We start from the raw sequence: 21,538 nt of genomic DNA, 5'->3' as shown, positions 1-21,538 counted from the left end.
AATCTGACGCCCCATGCAGCCTTCGGAGAAGCGAGCATAGAACAACAGGTCAGAACGCGGTTGGTCTAAACACGATCAAGGTATCTAAAACGGAGTACCTGCACGTTTTGCAAATAGTCTCTTTATTAGTTGACATAATATTTATTATCGGTTTAATAAAAGGGTCGGGGGAGGCCCCCTCAGTCTGTCGTAATCGAGGCGAACCCGCGGGATTCCCACACAGCTGTCCAAGGCAAATTTTTGTGCCGAGCGACGCAACGGGTTCATATCGCTGGATCCTGAACGAGTGCGTATTATGCCGGAAATCAACACCGCAACGTCCTAAGCGTGAATTTCCGTACGGATCCTCCCCAGAGCCCGATTTCGGCTGAGGCCACCTGCCACTGCGGCTGCAGCGGCGAGCCAGGCGCGCTGTGTCGCTGGGCGTAGGGATTCGTAGAAGATTTGGCCATCGACCAGAGCCGGGTCATGGGGTACCTGTACGGCTTGGCGCACCAGTGCTTCGTAGCCCTTTGCGACGCTTTCCATGTCGGTACGGGTGGCCTTGGGATCGGCTTGGGAAACAACGGCTACGGCTTCACGGGTAAGTCTCGCGGAGTGTTCGTTGCGTTCGGCCAGCCCTTCCAGCAGCAGTGCGCCTGCTTCTGCGTGGTCGTTGCGGGTGCTGGTGGCCACGACGAGTTGGTCGGCGTGGTCGATCATGCGCAGCCACATGGGGTCCGATTCGTCGTTGCCCGAGTCGATGAAGATCAGTCGGTAGTATTTGGCGGCCACCGAGTGGATGGCGTCCACGTCGGCGGGCTCGATGCGTTGTTCGTGGGCCAGGGCCATGGGCTTTGATCGCAGCACGTCGTATTTGTCGCGGGTTTGGTGGTGCACGAAGTGCGCCAGGTCCGCGGATTGTGCGCTGGTGCTGAGCAGTCGGTTGGTTTCGGGCAGCAGTTCCAGCAAGGTGGCCTCGTGGGGTCCTTGCTCAGTCCTCCAGCCCAAGGTGCCGCGGGTCTGGTTGTTATCCCATGCCAGGACTCCTGCGCCGCCGTAGCGGGCAAAGATGGCGCTCAACAGCACGGTGGTGGGGGTCTTGCCAGCGCCGCCCTTGCCGTTGACGATGGCGATGGTGCGCTGTCCTGGCCAGTGCTGGCTCACGGCCTGTGCATCGGCCCGCTCGGCGCGCTCGGCGTCGCCGGGGCTGACTCGAATCCCGGCACGGGTGAGGACGCCCCGCAATCCCCGGGTCGCTGGTTTCTCGACTGTTTCGGTGACAAGGAAAGAGCTGCGTGCTTCGCGGCGTCCGGGAAGTTCGGCTGGGGCTTCCGGCTTGTTCGGGGCTTCGGGGCTGTCCGGGAGGAAGGGATTCTTGCCGGTTCTCGTTGGTTTGGGTGCTTTCCCTGCTGTCGCTGCTGCGGACCGTGCGGGGGCCTCTGCGGCGTGTGGCTTGGCCGGAGCGGGGTTGGCTTGGCGGCGTTTGGCCTGTGGGGTTGCCGTGGGTGGATCCTGTGCCGGGGCGGGGACGATGTTCTCCGTGTCGGGTTCCACGGTGCCGTTGGGGTGGACCAGGAGGGGCCACCGGCCGGTGGTGTCGTGCATGAGGGCCCTGACCGTGGCACCGGTGGTTTGTGCGTGTTCGATGACGATGTCCAGTGTCTTGCTGCGTGCCGTTTCGGCAGTGTCGGTGTCGAGGTGCTGGTGGTGGCCCTCGATGGTGACGCTGGCGGTGCCGTCCTCATGCAAGGTCGCTTCCACGCTGGATTGCAGAGTGCTCATGTCAGGTTCTCCTGGGTTCTGTCTAGCGGCTGCTGTAGGTGTAATCACGGATTTTGTAGGGCTTTTCGTCGGTGAACGTGAAGTGGAAAAGGTAGCTTTCACCGGCGAAGCTGTCCCCGTCGGGGGTGATCCATTGCCAGGTGGACACCACGGCCATGGTGTCCGTAGCGTGGTGTTCTTCTTCGAGGCTGATGCGTGGTTGGCTGGTCGCCTGCTTTTGGGCCGCCTGGAGCCATTGGACACCGCTGGCCGGACGTTCCGGGACCATGATTTCCTGGGCGCGCTGCCCGGTCATGAGGTGGCTGGCCCGTTGTTCTGCGGCGGTGCGGTTGAAGTCCTCGGCCGGTGTCCAGGTCGTCATGATCCTAGCGGCTTCAAAGGCCAGTTTTTTCTTCGCGGCCACGCCGGGATCCTCAGTCGATCCGGGTTCCTCGGTGGCTGAGAACGGTGCTTTGGAGGCCGCGCCGGGGGCGGCGGCCGGTGCGGGCTCGGGTGTGGCCGGCTGGCTGCATGCCGTGCACAGGGCAAGGAGGGTTGCTGCCAGCAGGGCGCTGGTTTTGGGTTTCACTGGAACGAGATCCCTTTCTCCCTGAGGTATGGCATGGGGTCCAGGGATTTTCCGTTGTTGACCGCCGGTGCGTAGATCGACGTGGTGTCGGGGCGGTTGATCTGAAAGTGGAGGTGAACGCCCGAGGAGTTGCCCGTGGCTCCGGGGGCACCCAGGGGGGTGCCGGCCCTGACGATGTCGCCGGTTTCCACCAGCAGGGAGTTGTCCCTGGCTTCGTGGAACTCAAAGACGAGGTACGGGGCCTGGGTTTGCTTCGCAAAAATGTAGTTGCCATACACGCCGTAGAGCCGGTCGCTCGCTCCGGCGCTGACATAGGTGATTTCCATGTCGGTGGGCGCATAGAACATCTCGTCTCCGCCGGCCAGGTCGATGCCTTCGTGGTAGAGCAAGAACGGTCTGCCCGCACAGCTGGACAGCGGACATGGGCGTGTTCCGAAGGGCGAAGTCAGGCGCGAACCGGGAAGGGGATTGACCCAGTCGCCGGGGCCCAGGTCCCCGAATTCAAAACCACCGGGTGGTTCACAGGAGGATGAATAATCGACCTGGGAGCTTTCCATGATCTTCGTGACGTAATCCCGGGTTTCGCTAAAGGGTGGGATGCCGCCGTATGTTTGGACGTTTCCGGGGCCGGCGTTGTAGGCGGCCAGCGCGAATTCGATCTTCTGGGTTTCGGACGTGGCCAGGGCGGAGACGACATCGACGAGGTATTTCATGTAGCGGCCCTGGGCATCCAGGGCCGCGAACGGGTCAAAGGGATCCTTGCCGTTGCCGTATTCGGCCCAGGTCTGGGGCATGAACTGCGCCAGGCCCTTGGCGCCCACGGGCGAAACGGCGCGGGGGTTCCACCCCGATTCCTGCTTGATCTGGGCCGCCAGCAGCGAGGCGGGAAGGCCGGCGGTTCGTGCCGCCTTATCGAGGGCTTCACGGTACTGCTCCGGAACGCTGCTGGTTGTGTCCGTGCCGTGGGTGCCGTTTTCCCCCGGCGGCAGGCAGGGGCCCAAGGGGTCGGCGGCCTGTCTTTCGCTGCCGCCCATGAACAACAGCACCGGCGTCATGAGGACCAGCAGCAGGACCATGCCGGTGCCAAGGAGGATCTTGCCGGTACCCCCGGGGTTTTCTACCACGCTTCGCCTTCCCTACTGCACCCGGTCGGAGCGGTAGACCACCGTGCGTTCCAGTTGGGTGGCCACGAGGTAGACCGCATCAGGGGTGACCAGTGCGGGGGCGGGGTCCCGGGGGCTGTAGCTTTCCCAGGTTTCGGGTTCCGGTGCGCTGCCGGTGAGGTCCATCGTCACCGGGCCGTTGTTGGTGTTGGCATACACCACCGGGCCGCGCACCGCCGTGGGCGTGAAGGATTTCAGGTCGACCACCGCGGGGTTGGCCCCGTAGCGCAGTCCGACCGATCCGATGGCTGCGGTCCGTGCCTGGGCATCGACCAGCGGGACGCTCCGGGCCCCCGGCAGGGAGCGGGGCTGTGCACTGAAAGGGATCTGTCGGGTTTCGAGGTTCAGCACGGCCAGGGTGCGCGAGGCCCCGCCCCAGCCCAGCAGGAGGTTCGATGCGTCCAGTCCCCACACGTGGGTCGGGTACCCGGTGGTCCCCTCGGGGGCGGTGTAGGGGCCTTGGGCGGTGATGGCTCCCTGATTGTCCAGGGTGTAGATCGTGTCGTGGTTGGCGGTGATGACCTGTCCGTCGCCGGTGGTGGTCAGGACGGTGGATCCCGGGGGGATCATCACCTCCTGCAGAGTCCCGGTGGCGTCGGGGATCCTGATGTACCAGTCGCCCAGGTCGATGTAGGGGGTGCCGACATCCACGCGGGCGCTGTGCTGTGATTCCAGCGGGATAGCGGTAGGCGAGACGCTGTCGGTGTCTTCGGGCATCCGGGTAGGCCAGAGCAGCAGCTCGCGTCCGGTGGTTGCGGCGTAGACGGGTTGCCCGGCCCACGTGGTCTTGTGCACGCTGCGCACATCCAACGGCGCCTTGCTTCCCCGCCACAGGGGTTGCCCGGTGGCGGGGTTCCGCCCGGTCATGGTGCCGGCGGGATCCACGGTCAGGAGCATGCCGTCCTCGACCAGGTTCACGGTGCTGTCCGCGGCGGCCGGGTGGCTCCAGGTGGCGGTGGGCGAATGCGCCGGGGGCGGGGCGGCGGGTAGGGTGGCCCCTGCCCCGGCGGGTGTGTAGGCCACGGGGTGGGCCGCCGGTTGGTTTGCCGCCACGACGGCGGCGGCGACGGCGCCCCCAAGCAGGATCGCCAGGGTCGCGGCGAAGCAGCGGATCAGCAGGCGCCTGCGCCGGTGGTGGCGTTCGCGGGTGGCGGCTGCGGCTTCCTGCTGGGGAGTCAGGTCCAGGAACTGGCCGCCGGAGTCCACGATCATGTCCCACTGGGTGTCGGTGGAGGCATCCAGCACCCTGGCGCGCACTGCGTCCAGGCCGTGGCGGTGGAGCTTGGCGACAATGGCGGCGGTGCCGGCGCTGACGAAGTCCTCGTCTGCGTCCAGGGGCACCGCCGCCCCGTCAAGGGTCACGGCCTGGCGGTCCGCGCTGAGTTGCAGCGTGTAGACGGGGAAGGCCGGGACCTTTTCGGGATCAGTCCTCATGTTCCTCTCCGTGGGACGGGGCGCTGCCGGGGTCGCTGAGCTCGTCGCTGGTCAGCAGGAAGGCCCGCAGGTCCTCACTTGCGGAAGCGGCGGATGCGGGCACCCACGGAAATCGATTTCAGCCCGAAGTCCTTGCTCCATTTCAGGATCGTTCCGGTTTTCACGCGCATCAGGTCGGCGATTTCTTCGGTGGTCGACAGCTCGGGCAGCTGCGCCAACAGGGCGTCTACCGCTTGTGGATCATTCATCTGCACTACTCCAATGTGGGTCATAGGTGTAAAGCAAGTCAAGCCCGATAACGTTTTTAGTGTCTTTTAGACGTTTTTTGACACTTGCGAGTGTTTAAAACCGTTGTCCGTTTTGACGTCGTTTAGCGTGCGTGTTTATGCTGTACTTGGAATCACAGTTTATGTTGCCAACACCACTTAGGAGAACCTAGCTGTGTCTGGCATGTCTAACCCTTTTACCCCTCGTCAACCCGTGATCGAGGAGGCAAGGGTCCTGGACATCAGGGACGACCTCATGGGAACGTCCCTCCTCGTCCAAGGCCCCACCAGCCCCGGCCTCTCACCACGGCTGGAGGCACCCCTTGAATCCTGGGACACCCGGGAGGTCGGCCCCGTGGAGGGCATTGCCGTCATGGGCCTGCACGGCGGGGCCGGGGCCACCACGCTCACCGCGCTGCTGGGCACCCCGGCCTCGGACATCGGCCGGGCCTGGCCGATGTCCCTAAATGCCTGGACACAGCGGGAATGGCCGATCCCGGTCATCGCGGTGGCCCGCAACGACCATTCCGGCCTGGAGGCCACGGACCGGTTCATCCGCTCCTGGGCCAGCGGCCAACTCACCGGCTCGATCCTCTCCGCCCTGGTCATCATCGATGCCGGACCCAACCTCTCCGACGGCCGCAAAAAAGCCACCAAGCGCCTCCTGCGCATGGTCCCCCGCGGCACCCACATCCCGTGGATCGACTCCTGGCTGGACGCCCCGCCGGATCCCGCACGGATCCCGGGACGGCTCAAGAAAATCATCCGGCTACTGAACACACCACCACCGACCCCCTAGAAAGGACAGCAGATGTTCTTCGAACTGCTCAACACCAGCGTGGACCTGGCTTCGGTCATCCCCAACCCCACCCCCGAACAACCCCCGGGAACCGAGGGATTCACCACCATCCTCAACTGGATCGCCTGGGCCGTGATCCTGCTCGGAGTCGCCGGCTTCCTCTGCTCCGCCGGATACCTCGCCTTCGCCTCCTTCACCGGCCGCGAAATACAGGGCTTCAAGGGCCTGGTGGTCTCGCTCCTGGTCTGCATCCTCGCGGTAGCGGCGGGCACCATCATCAACGTCTTCGTCTAGACGAAGCCACCACCCCTAGGAAGGACATGCCCTCATGGCAGACGAACGAGACCCCCTGGGCCGCAACTGGAAACTCTGGGGCGGCATCCTGGCCTTCATCCTGGCGATCGTCGTGCTGGGAATCGTCCTGGTCCCCAAGCCAACCACCACCGCACAAAGCACCCCCAACCCGCCGGCCACGGCGCCAAGCCAGACCTCGCCCCCGGCAACCCCCGCCACCGCGGCCCCGCGCACGGGGGACTGCCCGGCACTAAGCACCGACACCACCTTCCCCCACGATTCCCCGGCCACCGAATGGAAGCGCCACCCGGCCGGCATGCTGCTCCCCGTCTCCACCGAACACGGTCCCGCAAAACAGGACGGGGACTTCTGGCGATGCTTCAGCCACACCCCCACTGGTGCCGTATTTGCAGGTGCAACGTTGAGTTTCGAGTTCTCATCGGCAGGAATCCTAGATGCTGCCGCCGAATCGCCCCAGCGCGAAACCCTCTATGCCGAACAACAAAACGCCACCACTCCAGAGGAGTACCCCGTCATCACCGGGTACAGAGTCATGAACAGCAGCGAAAGCGCGGCGTCCATTGAGTACCTGCTCCCATATGGCGACCAAAATATGACCCTACGCATCAACCTGATCTGGGATAAAAAAGTGTCGGATTGGCGTGTAGACCTGACCACTGGTGCACCAGCAACGAATGTTGTCACTGATACGAGCGCTTTCACTTCCTGGAAGTAGCGACTGAATCATGGCGAATACAGGCACATGCGAATGGTGGGATGCGGTCTGCAAGGGCAAACAAGGACTCCAGGACTTTGCTGATGGGGCGATCGCCGAGTTCGTGAAGTCCATCTACGAAGGGGCCGTGGCCTTCGTGGCCCAGGTGTCCACCTTCTGGCTGGACACACCCAGTCCCGACGTGGCCAATACCGCGGTCGCCAGCCTCAGGGCAGACATGTCCTGGTACGTGGCGGGCTTCGCCATCCTGGGATTCTTCGTCGGCCTGATCAAGCTCGTCACCTCCCAGGACATCAAGAACAGCCTGATCGGGATCGCCACCCCCATCATCAACCTCATTTTGGCCACGGCCGTCTACGCGACGGGCATCGGCCTGCTGCTCACCGCCTCGGACCAATTCGCACGGTGGATCGTCCAGCGGTCCACCGGAGGCGAGATTGACTTCACCCAGCTGCTGACCACTTCCGGGGCCTTGCTGGCCAGTCCCGGCACGGCGTTCTTGATGTTCATCATTCTTTTCATTGGTGCGCTGATCAACCTGTTGTTCATGTACTTCCGGGACGTCATGTTCCTGATCCTGTCCGCGTTCATCATCGTCCTGGCGGCCGCCAGCGGTTCCGAATCCGGGCGACAGGCATGGCGCAAGGCCAATGGCTGGCTGATCGCCTTGCTGCTCTTCAAGCCGGTGGCTGCCGGAATCTATTCACTGGGATTCCGCATGCTGGTCAACGGCGCCACCAACACCGACGGCAAGGAAACCACGGTCACCGAGGCCATCCACGCATCGTTGATGGCCATCCTGATCCTGGTTCTCGCCGCATTGGCTCTCCCGGCCCTCGTGAAGTTCGTGGTCCCGGCGGCCGGTGTCGGCGCCGGCGCCTTCTCCGGCGGCGCGGCATTGGGTGCGGGCGTCACGCTCGCGGCCGGCGCTGCCGTGATTGCCAGCGGTGGAGCCGCCGCACCGGCGGTGGCAGGAGGCGCCGCTGCCGCCGCTGGCGGTGCGGGAACTGCTGCAGGTGGCGGTGCGGGAGCGGCTGCTGCTGGTGGTGCCGCTGGCGCGAGCGGAGGTGCAGCCGGGTCAGCCGGGGGCGGGGCTTCCGCTGCCGGAAATGCTGCTGCCTCCGCCACGGGCGGTGGTGGGGCTGCCGTCGGTGGCGAACCAGACGGAACTGCTGGTACCGGATCGGCAGGCGCAGGAGGTTCCTCCGGGAACTCGGGCGCCGGTGGCGGTGGCGGATCCGCCGGTACCGGTCCGGGAGCTTCGGGCGGTTCCCAGGGAACCGCGGGCGTCGGTGGATCGACCGGGGAAAATTCCGGGTCGTCCGCGGCAGGTGGTTCGGGGGCCCCGGCATCTTCAGGGGCGGCGGTATCGGGCAGCACGGCGGCGGGTGGAGCATCCGGTGCTGCTTCCGGGGCCCAGGCCGGGAACGGGAAGTTGGGTGCCGCATTGCAGCACCTGAATGGTTCCGGCCCGGCTCCCCAGGGAAGCCAGCTGGAGAAGGCAATCAATGACGAAGGCGGAGAGTAGTGGCACAGCAAGAAATCCGGATCGAACCGAGCACCTTCGGCAACCTCACGGTCCCCCGGCGCTCCGGACTGATCGGCCTGTCGATGGGACACAGCCTGGCACTGGTTCCCGTCATCCTCATCGTGATCATGCTCGCGGTCCGCGGCTGGATCACCGCTTCCCTGGTCGTGGCCGGGGCCACCCTGCTGGGGGCCGCGCTTCTGCTGGTCACCAGGAAACAAGGACGCTCGATCTACGGGAGACTGATGCTGCGCTTCACCCACCGCTTGAAGGCCAAGGCCAACAAGCACCTGTACCTCGCCGGCCCTGCCGGCTTCACCCCCGACGGACAGACCCGGCTCCCCGGCCTCATGGCCAAGTCGCAACTCAGTGAGTTCACGGACTCCTATGGCCAGCCGTTCGGCCTGATCCGTCTCTCCTCCCGCGGCCACCACAACTACTCGGTGGTCATGGAGTGCTACCCCACCGGCGACAGCCTGGTGGACCAGGCGGACGTGGATTCCCAGGTGGCCCACTGGGCTGCGTGGCTGACCCAGCGCGGCTTGGACGAGGGGATCCGCGGCGCCTCGGTCACCATCGAATCCTCCCAGGACTCCGGGCTGCGCCTCAAGAAACTGTTGGCCGGCAACTTCCGGGACGACGCCCCCGATTTCGCCAAGCAGGTCATGGCCCGCATCGCCGAAACCGACCACTCCGACGCACCCCAGCTGGTCGCCCGCATTTCCGTCACCTTCGACGGCCGCCGCCTGGACGGCAAGGCCGGGGACAGGGGCCTGGAGGACATGGCCGAAGAAATCGGCAACAAGCTTCCGGGCATCGTCTCGGGCCTGGCGAACACTGGCGCCGGGGCGGTGCGTCCCTGCAGCGCCCAGGAAATCATCGACTTCACCCGCATCGCCTACGACCCCACCACCGCCGCCGCGGTGGAGGAAAAGCAGGCCGGGGAGGGAACGGGGCTGCGATGGGAAGATGCCGGGCCCTCATTTGCCCTGGATGCCTTTGATTGCTACCGCCACGACCGGGCCGTGTCCAAGAGCTGGACCATGTACGAGGGGCCCCGGGGAGCCTTCACCTCCAACGCCCTGGCCCGGGTGACAGCACCGAGCGAAGGGGCGCTGCGCAAGCGCGTGACCCTGCTCTACCGGCCCATCCCGGCGGACCAGACCACCACCGTGGTGGAAAACGAGCAGAAGGACGCCATGTTCTCCGGTTCCCAACAGCGCGTGTCGGTCCGTGCCCGCCAGCGGTTGGCCGCCGCCCAGAAGACCGCGCAGGAAGAAGCCCTCGGATCCGGCCTCACCCGTTTCGGAATGATTGTGACCATCAGCGTGCGCGACCCCGAGGAGTTGCGCCGCTTCGACCGCACGGTCCCGGGCATGGTCAGCCATGCCAAGTTGCGGGTGCGCGAAGCCCTCGGCAACCAGGCCGTGACGTTCCAGGCCGGCCTGCCGCTGGGCATGGTGCTGCCGGACCACATGATGATCCCCGACGAACTCAGGACGTGGTTCTCATGACACCGGCCAAAAACCAGCAACGAACCGAGCGCCGGGAACCGGCCCCACCGGGGACCCAGGACGAGGTGCGGGAAACCGCGCTCACGCTGAGCAAACGTGATGTGGCCCGCCTGGAAAAAACCGCGCGCAAGGCCGCCCCCCGCAAGACCCGGGAACCGGGATTCCTGCGGCGCCTGCTGGCCGAAGGTGCACAAAACCGCCTCACCCCCGGTGACACCGGATGGAACCGTCCCGGCGGCGGGCCCGCCGGATTCACCGAGTCCCCCTTCGAGGTCCAGGGCTCCGCGGTCCAGGTGTGCGGGTTCTGGCCCTTCATCTCCGGCGCCGGCCTGCCCCTGGTCGGGGCCCCGCTGGGCCGGCACCTGATGCGCAACACGCTCGTGACCGGGGATCCGATCTCCTGGTTCACCGCCGGGATCATTTCCAACCCCTCGGCCTTTGTCCTGGGCCAGCCCGGATTGGGCAAGACCTCCCTGGTGCACCGCATCATTGACGCCTGCAGCGCATGGGGCGTGGTCCCCATGGTGCTGGCCGACTCCCGGCCCGACTACGTCCCCCACATCCAGGCCCTGGGCGGGCAGGTCATCACCTTCTCCCCCGGCCAAGGCCACCTCAATCCCCTGGACCTCGGCCCGTTGGTGGCCAGCCTGACCCTGATCGAGGACGAAAAGGCGCGCGGTATTGCCCTGTCCGAAATGGCCAGCCGCCGGCGCTCCCTGATGGAGGGCATTGCCGCGATGATGCTGGGACGTGCGCTGCGGCCGCACGAAAGCACCTGCCTGGCCGTGGCCATCACCGCGCTGGACCCCGACCTGCAGCACGCACCGGTCCTGGGGGAGCTGATCGATTTCATCCGCTCGCGTCCCGAGATCCTGCGCACCAACGTGCTGGCCTATGACAATGACGAGGAATACGACCAGCGCCTCCAGGAACTCCTCGATGCGCTGATCAACCTGGGGCCCTCGGGCACCTACGGCGACTTGTTCTCCCGGCCCTCCGATTCCCACATCACCCCCGGGGTGCCGGTCGTGTTCGACATTTCCGGGGTCAACGAAAACGATTCGGTGCTGGTGGCCGCCGTCCAGTCCCTGTGCTGGAACCTGGGCTCGGCCACCGTCTCGGCCGAACAACACCTCGCGGCCGCCGGGAAACGCCGGCGGAAGACCTACCTGCTGGTCATGGACGAGCTGTGGCGGATCCTGCGGGCCTCCGATGACATGGTGCACTTCATCGACACCATCACACGCCTGAACCGCGGGCGCGGCATCGGGCAGATCATGATCACCCACACCATGAACGACCTGAAATTGTCCAAGGACCATCTCACCGCCACCGCCTGGGGATTCGTGGAACGCTCCGCCATGGTGTTCCTCGGCGGCCTGGCCCCCTCCGAAATGGGAAACCTCGAGGAAGTGTTCGCTCTCTCGGGCAAGGAAAAGGACCTCATGACGGACTGGACCGGGGAGGCGGTCATCGACCCCAAGACCCACCGGGCAGGCCTGCGTCCCGGGGCCGGGCGGTTCATCCTGAAGGTCGGCAAGTCCCCCGGGACCCCGTTCATGACCAACCTGACCGACCTGGAACTACAAATCAGCGACACCAACCGCGCCTGGGACATGGCCCGCCCATGAAACACGACCCACCCAAGAAAAACATTCCGCTCATGGAACAGGGGCTGCTCATCGAATCGGTGCGCTTCTGGGAAGGAATCGACCATGCTCAGTGATCCGCGCTCGGGCCGCAAAAACCAGCCCGCGTCCAACGACTCGGCCTGGATGGCCGCCGGCGGGGTACTTGCCCTGGCCGTGGTCGGTGCGCTGCTGTGGGGAACCGGCGCCGTCCTGGACCCCCAGGTGGAACCACCGACCAACAACCAGGCATCCATCATCATGGACCAGGCCCGCGGGTACCTTCCGGTGGGCGGCATCCAAGTGCTGGTCTTCACCCTCGGGATGTTCCTGCTGCTGGGAGTCGCGGCGATGCTGATGCAGCAATGGGCCCGAACCACCAAGAAACGATCGCGCATCGACCACCTGGCCAAGGACATGGGTCATTCCAAGGACTTCGCAGAGCTGGGTGAAGCCGCTGCCAAAGCAGACACCCAACGTCTCGGAGCAGAAAAAGCCGGGATAGGTGTTCCCCTGGCAGTGCTGGTCAACAGCGGGAAACCTCTCTACGGCTCCTGGGAATGGGTGCAGATCTGGTTGATGGGCCCCCGCGCCGGCAAGACCACCTGCGTCTGCGTGCCGCAGATCCTTGAAACCAACGGCCCGGTCCTGGCGACCTCGAACAAGCGCGACATCGTGGACATGACCCGCGGCCCCCGGGCACGGGTGGGCACCGTGTGGGTGCATGACGTCCAAGGGATCATCGGGGAGGAACGCGCCTGGTGGTGGAATCCCTTGTCGTTCATTCACGACATGGAAACCGCCGAAAAGCTGGCCGATGTATTCGTATCCTCGGCCACCGACGCCGGGGCGAAGCAGGATGCGTACTTCGAGTCAGACGGCAAGCGCCTGCTCTCGCACCTGATGTTTGCCGCATCGGTGGGCAGGCGTCCCATCACCGATGTTTTCTTGTGGGCACAAGACCCGGAAGACATGTCCGCGCGCGACATTCTCCACGACGGTGGATACCTGGCCCTCGGCCAGGCGCTGGAGCAAATCCAGAAGCTCACCCCCAAGCAGCGAGACGGCGTGTATGGAACGATGCGCCCGTGGGTAAACGTGCTCTCTTACGAGCAAGTTGTTCCGTGGCTTCGGCACAACGGGGCCAACCGCCCCGAGTTCAACCACAAGGCATTCGCCAACTCCACAGATACCCTGTACCTGGTTTCCAAGGAAGGCGGGGGTTCCGCACGCGCCATCACGGCAGCATTGGTCATGGCCGTGATGACAGAAGCCGAAAAGACAGCGGCCACACAACCAGGGGGCCGGCTCAAGACCCCGATGATGGCAGTGCTCGATGAGGCCGCCAACGTGGTGCGCTGGCGCGAGCTGCCCGACGTGTATTCTCACTACGGTTCGCGCGGCATCATTGTTTCAACGTTCTTCCAGTCCTACAGCCAGGGCATTGAGGCCTACGGCGACAAGGGCATGTCCAAGCTCTGGGGAGCGGCGAACATTCGTGTCGCCGGTCGCGGACTCTCAGACGACAAGTTCCTCCCGTTCCTCTCCCAGCTCATTGGAGATAGGGACGTGCTGAAACGTTCCTCAAGCACCAGCGGCAAGAGTGGGCGCTCGGTATCCACCTCGCTGCAACGCGAAAAGACCATGGATACCTCAGACCTTGCGGCGTTGCCCAAGGGCCGGGCCATACTCACCGGCTCGGGGATGCCCGCAGGACTGATCCGGCTCCAGCACTACTCCGAAAAGCCCTACGCCGATGACGTGGAGCAGTCCAAGGAATACTACGAAAACCTGGCCGTCACCAACGGCAGATTGCACTCCTAAATATTCAAGACCCCGCAACAAAGGCGAGGGCGATCCAGCCGTCCGTGACTGGATCGCCCTCGCCTTTTGATTTTTTTGTCCCGGGTCCCAGGATGATCCGTACGGAAATTCACGCTGGGGGGATCAAGCGGCAGTGAATGTAGCGGTTAGCGCCCGGGGCACCGGGCATTTTTGCGGGCAAGGTGTACGGGAATCCGTCTTTCGCAGAAACACGCCGATTCCTTAATCGAAGGATCTTGATGGCGTTTGCACCGCTGGTCGACCGCCTTACGGGCCATTCGCGGATGTCGTTAGACGGCAGGTTAGCGTTGGCGCTGGTTCATCAAGTTGTCCCTGGTTGGGTCACCGAGGCGTCCTAGGGGCCCGCTACTCAGCGCTAATTGACGGCCGACTTCATGCTGAGTTCGTCAGCCTCTTCCTCTGTAACGATTCCGACGAGCTCGGCAATCTTCACGACGATATCTTCCATGGGCTCTTCGGCCGTGCTGAATCCACCACGCGACGCGAGTGTCGGGGTGACCTGGTCGAGCTCCTCGAACGTTACCCCGTGCATGACTGGTACTAGGAGGCTCCGGCGCAGCAGAGCGCTGAGCTCGTTGCTCGCAATGCTGCGGTCTGTACGCAGCTTGTCGAGCATGGCGGGCGTCACCAGCACGATCCCCATGCGCGAACTCACCAATCCACGGTCGATGGCTACTCGCATGTCCGTGCCAGGTCTCAGGCTCACTTCGCTGAACCACACCGACACGTTTTCTCCGAGAAGCAACTCGTAAACGTCATTCGCGGCTGCCTGACGGTCGGGCCAGGCATGACAGAGGAACACGTCATTCGCCTGAGTCCGTAAGACCGTCGCCGCGCGGACAGACTCTAGATCGCGCACCTGCTGATCCGTGTACGAGGCAGTTGACCCTCTGGGCTGCCAAGTCGGGCGGGCAACACCACGTCCCCCGCCCGCGCTACTGCCTGACAGGCTCCCGCTCCTACGCACAGGCGCGGCCGGTGTGGGGTAGGAGGGGTACGACCGAGACGGCGAGTATGAAGAACGCCCATAGCCGGACGAGCATGCAGGGCAGTTCGCCCGACCGCTTGCAGTGCGGTGGCCTTCTCTTGGAGCTGTGCATTGAGCCATGCGCTGATGATACCGCAGACCTACGACACCGAGTGCAGCAATCGCTCCGTCGGTGCCCGTAAGCCGATCGGCTTACGAATAGCGGTGAGGCTGTAGGGACAATTTCGATGTCGACTGAAACTGCCCCCAACTTTGATAGCGAAGGCTTGGGCAGGCGAACTTAGAACGGAACTTCCCCACCGTCTTCCCACGTGCACCTCTTGCATCGGACGCCCGCATACAGGTCGTCCCTGCTGTAATCCACTTGGCTCCATTGCTCCACATCTCGTATGCCTGCTCCACATCCAGGGCACCCGACATATGCACCGTAACCCGGGACATAACCCACCTTTATCCCCCACGACTCGAACGTCTTTTGGACAGCCATGATGAGTTTGGCATCGCTGTTCAACCCAAGGATCTCGGACGCTACGAGCGAGTGATCCTTCCTCGCATCGATCCACTTCTTGAACTTCAAAGTGAGAGGCAAAGCAGTGTCGTCAAGTATAACTACAAGAAAACGATGAGGCTGATGGTGGAACATCCCCCAAGCGACATCTCGCTCGGACTTAACCCAGTCCGCCACCGCAGCGTCCTTAGACCAGAACAGCACGAAGGTATCCGTAGTTTCTAACGCCTTCTCAATATCACGTGGGATTACTCCCCCATTTGTGATGCTTACTTCGTCGTAAAAGGGATCAGCTCCCATCAATAGGAGTTCAGCCATGACCTGACGGACAACGGGCTTATCGATGGAGGAGTGAGAGAGGAAAACCTTGGTCATGCCACTCACATTACCTATCTGAGCCCGGCGTGGGCGGCGGTTCAGCCTTCCTCCGACCGTGCTGCTCTCTTCAACTCAGCGATCCGCAGCCGTAGAAGACGATGGTCAAGACCAAGCCGTGCCGCACGCATGGTTCCGCATACGGACGCACTTGGGCAATGCGGACGGCCCCTGACACTCAGTGCATCGCCTTAGAGAAAATGACACTTGCTGCGAGACATATTCACCTGCCTCCGCAGGCACTGCGTAGGATCTCGATTAAGACAGGGCTTGCGAATATGTGCGCGGGACGAAATCGACGGGATTCAACGCATGGCCAAGCTGAAACACTTCACCTACACCGAACTCAACGAGCAAGGATTCCGTGGGTTCGTCACCTTTGCAAACATACGGCTTCAGAACTCACAAGGCGACGGTGGGATTCCGAAATCTCCAGGGGTCTATGTGGTGCTTCGGGCATCCACTGCGGAGCGGCAATTTCTGCCCAAGGGTTTCGGCGGAACACACAAGGCGCGCAAGGCGAATGTGCCTCTTGATGAACTTGAGTCCAACTGGGTTCCCGGGGCCGGGGTCCTATACATAGGCAAAGCCAGCCAGCGAGAAGACGGCGGACTATGGGATCGGATCAATGAATACGCGATCGCTGGGCAAGGCCGCAGCCATGGCCACAGCGGTGGCCAGTACATCTGGCAGCTGGCCGACGCCAGAGACCTTCTGGTGGCTTGGAAAGTGGTGCCAGACAGGACGGAAAAGAAGCTTGAGGAAGCCATGATCCTCGCCTTCAGGGACAAATACGGCAAAATACCGTTTGCCAACCGCAGTGTGACGGGATGATCGCCCCCGATTCGCAAGGTTGGTTTGATGAACCTGCCCGTAGTCTGGAAATTATGACTACACCCGCACCCCTCCAAGCTCCTGCTGACTTGAAGGAACACCTCTCAACTAATCCCCGCAGCCAAGCCATAGACGAGCACGGCTTCGACCTGAACCTCGCGTATTGGAACACCCGCATCGGGCACCTTCCCGGAGCGCCCATCCGCGGCGAAAACGGAGACATCACCCGGGGACGTATCAGCAGGGGCTCGCTGTTCGCCATGGCTGGCGCCGCCGGTCAAGACGAATCCAATGAGGCTGCCTACGCTTTGTTCTGGCACAGCCTGGCCTGGGGAACCGGTACGAGCCACCGAAACACCGCCCGGCGCATCGCGTCCATCGAAAGCGACATCATGGGTATTGGCAACGCCCTTCGCCGCGCAGCCTTTGTGGCGCCCACCGACCCCGAAGCTGCCTTCCGGACCTTAAAACCGCGCACCTCGTTGATCAAGGGGCTGGGCCCGAATTTTTCCACCAAGTACCTCTATTTCGCCGGCGCTGGACAGCTCGAACACCCGTGCCTCATCGTTGACAAGCGGGTTATGACGACCCTGAGCCGGTACACCGAGAAGCCTCTGACCCCCAAGCACGGCACCGGATATGGCTATGGGACGTATGCCACCGCCATCGAGCTCATGGCCGACTGGGCCAGGCAGCTCACCACACCGGTGCGCCAAATCGGCTTCGACGAGGTAGAGCGGTGGGCGTTCAAGGTTGGCAAGTAACCGGGTTCTATCCGAGGCCGGCTTCCAAGGTCGCCTCACACTCGGCAGCATTTTCAATGAAGCAGGCATCGACCCGAGCGAAGTCTTGCTGGTGCGCCACACCTTCAAGAAGGACGGGTTGACCGGACCCGATGACCTTAGCTCCGCGAAAATCATGGCCTACGTCCGCGAGCAGGGCGTCAAGGCCTATAAGTTCCCGAAATCGCCTCCTCGCATCTGGCTGAACTTCGTCGCCGACGGGGGCAACCGGGGCAGATTCCTGATGGCATTCGAGAACCAAGGCGAATCCCTCGCCGAGCGGACCGAAGAGCTTCGCTTCTACAATCTCGCGGCGTCGGACTGCCTGGCATCCTTCCAGAACCGGATGGTCATTGAATGGGCCGGTCATACGATCAACTGGGCGAAGTGGGGCGAGGTGATTTCCGGGTTCCACGTCGCGGAAATCGCCGACGCACAGGCCGAGCCTTTCCCCGGATTCGATAATCTACTGCTGTCATATCGGGAGCTTCAATCAGTGATGGAGAATCCGCGTTTCGCGATCTGGCGCGAGGTGCTCAAATCCGTCCAGGGAATCTACCTGATCTCGGACACCTCAACCGGACAACTGTACGTCGGGAAGGCCGACGGCAGCGAGCGGATCCTGGGGCGCTGGGGACAATATGCGAAGACCGGCCACGGCGGCAACGTTGCGCTGCGAGACCTGGACACGCTGGACATCTCGCACCGGAATCATTTCCAGTTCAGCATCCTTCGGGTCTTCAGCCCTGGGGCGTCAGCGTCGGACGTGGATGCGGCCGAGTCACATTACAAGAAAGCACTTCTCAGCCGTCAGTTCGGGATGAACCGGAACTGACCGGGCAAGGGTGGGGACGGTGTAGCCGGCGGATGGACGCCGGGATGCACCACGGTCAGAGAATCAATACCCAATGAGAACCCTTCCCGCTTCTGGCGGATTCATTCTAGTAGCGCATTCCCGTCCCGTGGAGTGTTCCTCATACGGGAATGGTGACGTTCAGATCAAGGACGATCCGGTCAGGGCTGAACCGCTAACCGCGCATTTCCGTACCGCCCATCCTCGGACCCCTACTCGGTCAGCGTGGCCTGTCGGAAGTGACCTGGCGGGGCATCCCAGACGGGGAACATCTCGGGCGGTTCCGGGTGCGTGGTCTTGTCGTAGGCGTGGAATGGGCCATCGATTGCGGTGAGCCGGTCCATCAGCGTGTAGAAGTAGTCGCGGTAGAACACCAGGATTTGTTGTGGCCCGTCCCAGCGCATTTGTTCCCACGACTCCCACAGCGCGGTGATCAGTGAATACGCTTCAGGGTAGTCGTACCAATTCGGTGCCCATTTCCTATTAGAACCAAGGTTGCGCAGGTAGCGCGGCAACGCGAAGTTCTGTAGCCATTGCTCGGCATTTTCATACATGAAGGGCCGTTCTTCCCCGCTCTGCCCGCCATTGTCGGTTTCAACCGTTTGCACTGGTTGTTCCTCGGCGGTGTCGTCGCCATCAAGGTCCATGGAGTCCGTGCCCGGAGGAATCTCGATCATCGGGAAAGCTCCTGGCTCTGCCCACGCTGTGTTCCCGCAGCGGCGAGTACCCTTTGGCGGTTCTTCATCGCGGCCTGTGGATTGCTCGTGGTGGGAGCCAGGGGGAAATCAGCGTCCTTGCCGCCCATTTCCTTCCACACGGCCAACGCACGGGCAGGTGCGGCGCTTGGCTCGCTGGCGGGGCGACCCGTGGGATCGTCGCTGTGCCTGGTGGTTTCCTTGGCTTCGTCTGCATGGGTGTTCTTCGCGTTCTCTTGTGTTTCGGATTCCGCTGCGCCGGCTCGGGCCAGGTTGGCTTGCTCGTCCCGTTTCGCGGCTGCTGCTGCCTGTTCCAGCTCTTGAACGGTTTCCCCAGTGCTCACGTTCGCATCAGGGACCCGGTCTTTTTCTGCCCCTGTGTCTTTGTCCTGCGCCTCGCTGTTGAGTCGTTGGCTGGCCAGGTAATCGTCCAGGGCATCACGCAGCGCTTGGTGCCTCTGAACGGAGGACGTGGGATGGTCGCGGTTGATGTCCTCGACGTTAATTCCGTACTGGTTGCGAATCCGGTCGGCACCGGCCATGAATGCCTGGGAAGCATCATTGTGCTTGAGGGCCAGTTCGCCGGCTACCGTCATGCGGTCGGCAATGGCTTCGCTGCTGGCTTGCTTCCAAAACGATGGTGAGGAAAGTTCGCGGCGAAGCATCTCTGCCACACCGCGTTCGCGCGCCACCTCGGCGTTGGCCTCTGCTTGGTTCATGCTCGCCCGGCGCTGGGCGTGCTCAGCGGCTTGCATTCCGGAACCCATAATGGCGCGGGTCATGTTGCCGAACTCTTGGATGATTTCAGATTCTTCCTGGTCAACCATCGTGCTCACTCTCCCTGATTGTTTTGGTCTTTCCTAGCGTTCGTATCCCTGGTCTTGTCCCGCCCCGCGTTGTGCACTGGCGTTCCAATCCCGGTAGGGAACATGAGGTGTCTTGGACACGGCAACACTCGCTGCTTCTTCCTGGTGGATGCGTTGCATTTCCTTGTTGATGATGCCCTCGGCATCCTTCAACAAGCGGTCAACGTTGGTTGAGAAGTGGGGGCGATCCTGGCTCATCCGGTGCTCCAGCATGACCCGGCCCAGGCGACCTGCCTGCTTGGCCACAGCGACCCAACCCCGGCCCTGGCCAGTGGTGAACCGTTGGTTCATCCGTGCCGCATACCGAAGGTTCCCTGAACCCTGTGCGGCGCGCGCGTAGGACTCGGAGAGCCGTTGGAAAGTTGCGGGCTTGTTGCGCTCGAACTGCAACGACAATCGCGCGTAGATGTTCGCCAAGGTATCCGGCCCGGTCTTGTTACTCATCATCCGTTCCAGTTGCTCGTTCGACACCGGATGCGCGACAGCCTTGCGGCGTTCACGTCCGGTGTTCGAGGAATGCAAGGACACCAGGTAGGCGTCACCGGACTCGCGATTGGCGTTGCCGAACCGTGCGTGAATATCGTTCCAGGCAAGTGTTGAATCAAGCTTGCTCGGTGCATACCAAATGCCGCGCTCATCCGTGCCCCTCCCGCCAAGGGAGACCTTGTAACCGCGAACTTCGGTCGTCGAACCCGGCTTGAAACTCGGGGCAACATGCACGCCCAGATCTCGGGCATGGCGCACGTATTCTTCGGCGCTGTTCGAGGTTGAAAGCGCGGCACGTAGCCGGCGGCGCAGCTCGAACTTATCCGACAAAACATTGTTGCCGCGATCAGCACGTGCCCGCTCGGCGGGCTTCTCCCCCGCAAGCCCCTTGCCGTGCTCCTGGGACTCCAAGCGCGGCAGCCCGAACTCCTTCTCCAGCTCGCGGCACACGGTCTGGGCGCGGTGGAAGTCGTTGTTGATGTTCGCCTTGGTTCCGTCCTCGCGGATGAGCTGTACGACAAGGTGGATGTGATCGTTGCCGTTCTTCGACGCGCCGTGGTGAACTGCAGCCCAGCGCGAGGACTTTGCACCATCGGGATCGATGAAACCCATGCGCGAAACGAACTCCGTGGCGATCTTCTCCCACTGCTCATCATCCACTCGTCCATGACCGGATTCAACGGCCAAGGAACAATGCCACACGTGGCCGGGCTTGGAACCGGTGCGGATTTTCCTGCCCGCCTCATCCTTCAAGAACTCACCGGATTCATCATCACGGGCATACACGGGAACGTTGAACTCGGCCTCATGAATGCGGCGCGGCTGATCAAGCATGTAGCCGATCTCAAATGCCTGGTTGGCGTCCAACGAGGTGCCAACCGGAATGGCAAAAGTAACCCGGTCGTCCCCGGCAACCAGGTGCGGATTCTCATGTTCGTTGGAGCGGCCTGGTCCCACCAGGTAGGCCATCACACCATTCATGCGTCCACCGCGCACCACGTTGGGGATCATGAGGGTTCACCAACAATCCTCAACGACTCCAACGCTTCATCAATTCTGTTCACCGAAGCGCGCAACTGCGTGAGCGAAGCCTCAAGGTCTCCCTTGATTTCGCCTGTTGCGTTTGCAGCACGGGCAATCTGGTTGATGTTGTTTCCAACCGCAGCGAGGCCGCGTTGAAGCTGCAACAGCGCGGTCAAAAGATCGCGTCGTTCGGTGAGGGTTTCGCCCTGAAAAGAGGAAAGGGTTGATTCAACCAAAAGCCGCTGAATGCTCACACCAAGCTCGTCGGCGTGGATCTTCAAAGTGGTCTTCTCGGCAACGGAAAGCTTCAACTGCACAGGATGCTTTCGGCCACCGCCGATGTTGGCCTGCCGCTTCCGTTCACGCGCAACTGCCACCGCTTCATCCCTTCGCCCAGTGCAACACCACTCGAACCACCAGGTACAAGTGTCCCATGCCAGCGAAACGCAGTAAAGCGACAAGCCGACTTAGCTATGCTAAGTCTATAGCTTGCTCCGCTGGATGCGGCCACGCACGTATGGAACCGGTTATTGGGGGCTCCGTCAAAACATGGTCCCAGCCCGGTAACCTAGGGGTGGACGGTCCGGTC

The 21,538-nt window shown here is 62.8% G+C and carries 21 protein-coding genes; 10 read left to right on the top strand and 11 right to left on the bottom strand.

Features of this window, described 5'->3' with window-relative positions; translation table 11 throughout:
- Positions 1-321 precede the first annotated feature (321 nt).
- The 5 genes from Q2T94_RS07795 to Q2T94_RS07775 form a co-directional block, all read right to left on the bottom strand.
- Positions 322-1,764 carry a MinD/ParA family ATP-binding protein gene (locus Q2T94_RS07795; RefSeq protein ID WP_302263556.1) on the bottom strand — a complete coding sequence of 481 codons (1,443 nt, stop codon included), beginning with the start codon at positions 1,762-1,764 and terminating at the stop codon, positions 322-324.
- A 22-nt stretch (positions 1,765-1,786) separates the two neighbouring features.
- A complete protein-coding gene (locus tag Q2T94_RS07790) occupies positions 1,787-2,332 on the bottom strand; it encodes a hypothetical protein (protein WP_302263555.1) in 546 nt (181 codons plus the stop codon).
- Positions 2,329-3,456: a transglycosylase SLT domain-containing protein gene (locus Q2T94_RS07785; RefSeq protein ID WP_302263554.1), complete on the bottom strand. Its 1,128-nt coding sequence runs from the start codon at positions 3,454-3,456 to the stop codon at positions 2,329-2,331. The genes Q2T94_RS07790 and Q2T94_RS07785 overlap by 4 nt, the downstream gene beginning before the upstream one ends.
- A gap of 12 nt (positions 3,457-3,468) precedes the next feature.
- Positions 3,469-4,929 carry a hypothetical protein gene (locus Q2T94_RS07780; RefSeq protein ID WP_302263553.1) on the bottom strand — a complete coding sequence of 487 codons (1,461 nt, stop codon included), beginning with the start codon at positions 4,927-4,929 and terminating at the stop codon, positions 3,469-3,471.
- Positions 4,930-5,003: 74 nt separating this feature from the next.
- Positions 5,004-5,177 (bottom strand): MerR family transcriptional regulator, encoded by a 174-nt coding sequence (locus Q2T94_RS07775; protein ID WP_302263552.1) that lies wholly within the window; start codon positions 5,175-5,177, stop codon positions 5,004-5,006.
- Positions 5,178-5,451: 274 nt separating this feature from the next.
- Here Q2T94_RS07775 and Q2T94_RS07770 point away from each other — a divergent pair, with 274 nt between their 5' ends.
- The 7 genes from Q2T94_RS07770 to Q2T94_RS07740 all read left to right on the top strand — a co-directional run bounded on the left by Q2T94_RS07770 (position 5,452) and on the right by Q2T94_RS07740 (position 13,518).
- Entirely contained in the window at positions 5,452-5,994 is a 543-nt protein-coding gene (locus Q2T94_RS07770; protein WP_302263551.1) for a DUF6668 family protein, read from the top strand.
- Positions 5,995-6,006: 12 nt separating this feature from the next.
- Positions 6,007-6,288 carry a hypothetical protein gene (locus tag Q2T94_RS07765; RefSeq protein ID WP_302263550.1) on the top strand — a complete coding sequence of 94 codons (282 nt, stop codon included), beginning with the start codon at positions 6,007-6,009 and terminating at the stop codon, positions 6,286-6,288.
- A 34-nt stretch (positions 6,289-6,322) separates the two neighbouring features.
- Complete coding sequence (locus Q2T94_RS07760) at positions 6,323-7,024, top strand: DUF8175 domain-containg protein (protein WP_302263549.1); 702 nt, start codon at positions 6,323-6,325, stop codon at positions 7,022-7,024.
- 10 nt (positions 7,025-7,034) lie between these two features.
- Positions 7,035-8,552, top strand: coding sequence for a hypothetical protein (locus Q2T94_RS07755; protein ID WP_302263548.1), 1,518 nt, complete (start codon positions 7,035-7,037; stop codon positions 8,550-8,552).
- Positions 8,552-10,066, top strand: coding sequence for an SCO6880 family protein (locus Q2T94_RS07750; RefSeq protein ID WP_302263547.1), 1,515 nt, complete (start codon positions 8,552-8,554; stop codon positions 10,064-10,066). Before Q2T94_RS07755 ends, Q2T94_RS07750 begins: the two co-directional genes overlap by 1 nt.
- Positions 10,063-11,697, top strand: coding sequence for a putative type IV secretion/conjugal transfer ATPase (locus Q2T94_RS07745; protein WP_302263546.1), 1,635 nt, complete (start codon positions 10,063-10,065; stop codon positions 11,695-11,697). Before Q2T94_RS07750 ends, Q2T94_RS07745 begins: the two co-directional genes overlap by 4 nt.
- 84 nt (positions 11,698-11,781) lie before the next feature.
- A complete protein-coding gene (locus Q2T94_RS07740) occupies positions 11,782-13,518 on the top strand; it encodes a type IV secretory system conjugative DNA transfer family protein (protein ID WP_302263545.1) in 1,737 nt (578 codons plus the stop codon).
- 376 nt (positions 13,519-13,894) lie between these two features.
- Here Q2T94_RS07740 and Q2T94_RS07735 read toward each other — a convergent pair whose 3' ends face one another.
- Together Q2T94_RS07735 and Q2T94_RS07730 are read right to left on the bottom strand one after the other, a co-directional pair.
- Positions 13,895-14,398 carry a toll/interleukin-1 receptor domain-containing protein gene (locus Q2T94_RS07735; protein WP_302263544.1) on the bottom strand — a complete coding sequence of 168 codons (504 nt, stop codon included), beginning with the start codon at positions 14,396-14,398 and terminating at the stop codon, positions 13,895-13,897.
- 409 nt (positions 14,399-14,807) lie between these two features.
- Complete coding sequence (locus Q2T94_RS07730) at positions 14,808-15,410, bottom strand: toll/interleukin-1 receptor domain-containing protein (protein WP_302263543.1); 603 nt, start codon at positions 15,408-15,410, stop codon at positions 14,808-14,810.
- 312 nt (positions 15,411-15,722) lie between these two features.
- On the opposite strand from Q2T94_RS07730, the gene Q2T94_RS07725 reads away from it, so the two are divergent.
- The 3 genes from Q2T94_RS07725 to Q2T94_RS07715 all read left to right on the top strand — a co-directional run bounded on the left by Q2T94_RS07725 (position 15,723) and on the right by Q2T94_RS07715 (position 17,861).
- On the top strand, positions 15,723-16,244 hold the full coding sequence (locus tag Q2T94_RS07725; protein ID WP_302263542.1) for a hypothetical protein: 522 nt from the start codon (positions 15,723-15,725) through the stop codon (positions 16,242-16,244).
- Positions 16,245-16,297: 53 nt separating this feature from the next.
- Complete coding sequence (locus Q2T94_RS07720; protein ID WP_302263541.1) at positions 16,298-17,008, top strand: 8-oxoguanine DNA glycosylase OGG fold protein; 711 nt, start codon at positions 16,298-16,300, stop codon at positions 17,006-17,008.
- 91 nt (positions 17,009-17,099) lie between these two features.
- Positions 17,100-17,861 (top strand): GIY-YIG nuclease family protein, encoded by a 762-nt coding sequence (locus Q2T94_RS07715; protein ID WP_302263540.1) that lies wholly within the window; start codon positions 17,100-17,102, stop codon positions 17,859-17,861.
- A 230-nt stretch (positions 17,862-18,091) separates the two neighbouring features.
- Here the strand turns inward: Q2T94_RS07715 and Q2T94_RS07710 are convergent, their stop codons facing one another.
- Genes Q2T94_RS07710 through mobC form a run of 4 tightly spaced genes read right to left on the bottom strand, consistent with a single transcriptional unit; the run spans position 18,092 to position 21,326 of the window.
- Complete coding sequence (locus Q2T94_RS07710) at positions 18,092-18,556, bottom strand: DUF4913 domain-containing protein (RefSeq protein WP_302263539.1); 465 nt, start codon at positions 18,554-18,556, stop codon at positions 18,092-18,094.
- Entirely contained in the window at positions 18,553-19,410 is an 858-nt protein-coding gene (locus Q2T94_RS07705; RefSeq protein WP_302263538.1) for a hypothetical protein, read from the bottom strand. Before Q2T94_RS07705 ends, Q2T94_RS07710 begins: the two co-directional genes overlap by 4 nt.
- Before the next feature lie 24 nt (positions 19,411-19,434).
- Positions 19,435-20,937 (bottom strand): relaxase/mobilization nuclease domain-containing protein, encoded by a 1,503-nt coding sequence (locus Q2T94_RS07700; protein WP_302263537.1) that lies wholly within the window; start codon positions 20,935-20,937, stop codon positions 19,435-19,437.
- Positions 20,934-21,326, bottom strand: a complete 393-nt coding sequence (gene mobC, locus Q2T94_RS07695) for a plasmid mobilization relaxosome protein MobC (RefSeq protein WP_302263536.1) — start codon at positions 21,324-21,326, stop codon at positions 20,934-20,936. The genes Q2T94_RS07700 and mobC overlap by 4 nt, the downstream gene beginning before the upstream one ends.
- Positions 21,327-21,538: the final 212 nt, after the last annotated feature.

Source organism: Paeniglutamicibacter sulfureus (genome assembly GCF_030512175.1).
Taxonomy (GTDB): domain Bacteria; phylum Actinomycetota; class Actinomycetes; order Actinomycetales; family Micrococcaceae; genus Paeniglutamicibacter; species Paeniglutamicibacter sulfureus.
The sequence above is the reverse complement of the archived record's forward strand: the minus strand, read 5'-3'. Positions and strand labels throughout refer to the sequence as shown.

Coding starts and splice junctions, on each gene's coding strand:
- Q2T94_RS07795 (WP_302263556.1), bottom strand. CDS start 1,764: ATGAGCACTCTGCAATCCAGCGTGGAAGCGACCTTGCATGAGGACGGC.
- Q2T94_RS07780 (WP_302263553.1), bottom strand. CDS start 4,929: ATGAGGACTGATCCCGAAAAGGTCCCGGCCTTCCCCGTCTACACGCTG.
- Q2T94_RS07775 (WP_302263552.1), bottom strand. CDS start 5,177: ATGAATGATCCACAAGCGGTAGACGCCCTGTTGGCGCAGCTGCCCGAG.
- Q2T94_RS07770 (WP_302263551.1), top strand. CDS start 5,452: ATGGGAACGTCCCTCCTCGTCCAAGGCCCCACCAGCCCCGGCCTCTCA.
- Q2T94_RS07765 (WP_302263550.1), top strand. CDS start 6,007: ATGTTCTTCGAACTGCTCAACACCAGCGTGGACCTGGCTTCGGTCATC.
- Q2T94_RS07760 (WP_302263549.1), top strand. CDS start 6,323: ATGGCAGACGAACGAGACCCCCTGGGCCGCAACTGGAAACTCTGGGGC.
- Q2T94_RS07755 (WP_302263548.1), top strand. CDS start 7,035: ATGGCGAATACAGGCACATGCGAATGGTGGGATGCGGTCTGCAAGGGC.
- Q2T94_RS07745 (WP_302263546.1), top strand. CDS start 10,063: ATGACACCGGCCAAAAACCAGCAACGAACCGAGCGCCGGGAACCGGCC.
- Q2T94_RS07740 (WP_302263545.1), top strand. CDS start 11,782: ATGCTCAGTGATCCGCGCTCGGGCCGCAAAAACCAGCCCGCGTCCAAC.
- Q2T94_RS07730 (WP_302263543.1), bottom strand. CDS start 15,410: ATGACCAAGGTTTTCCTCTCTCACTCCTCCATCGATAAGCCCGTTGTC.
- Q2T94_RS07725 (WP_302263542.1), top strand. CDS start 15,723: ATGGCCAAGCTGAAACACTTCACCTACACCGAACTCAACGAGCAAGGA.
- Q2T94_RS07720 (WP_302263541.1), top strand. CDS start 16,298: ATGACTACACCCGCACCCCTCCAAGCTCCTGCTGACTTGAAGGAACAC.
- Q2T94_RS07710 (WP_302263539.1), bottom strand. CDS start 18,556: ATGATCGAGATTCCTCCGGGCACGGACTCCATGGACCTTGATGGCGAC.
- Q2T94_RS07700 (WP_302263537.1), bottom strand. CDS start 20,937: ATGATCCCCAACGTGGTGCGCGGTGGACGCATGAATGGTGTGATGGCC.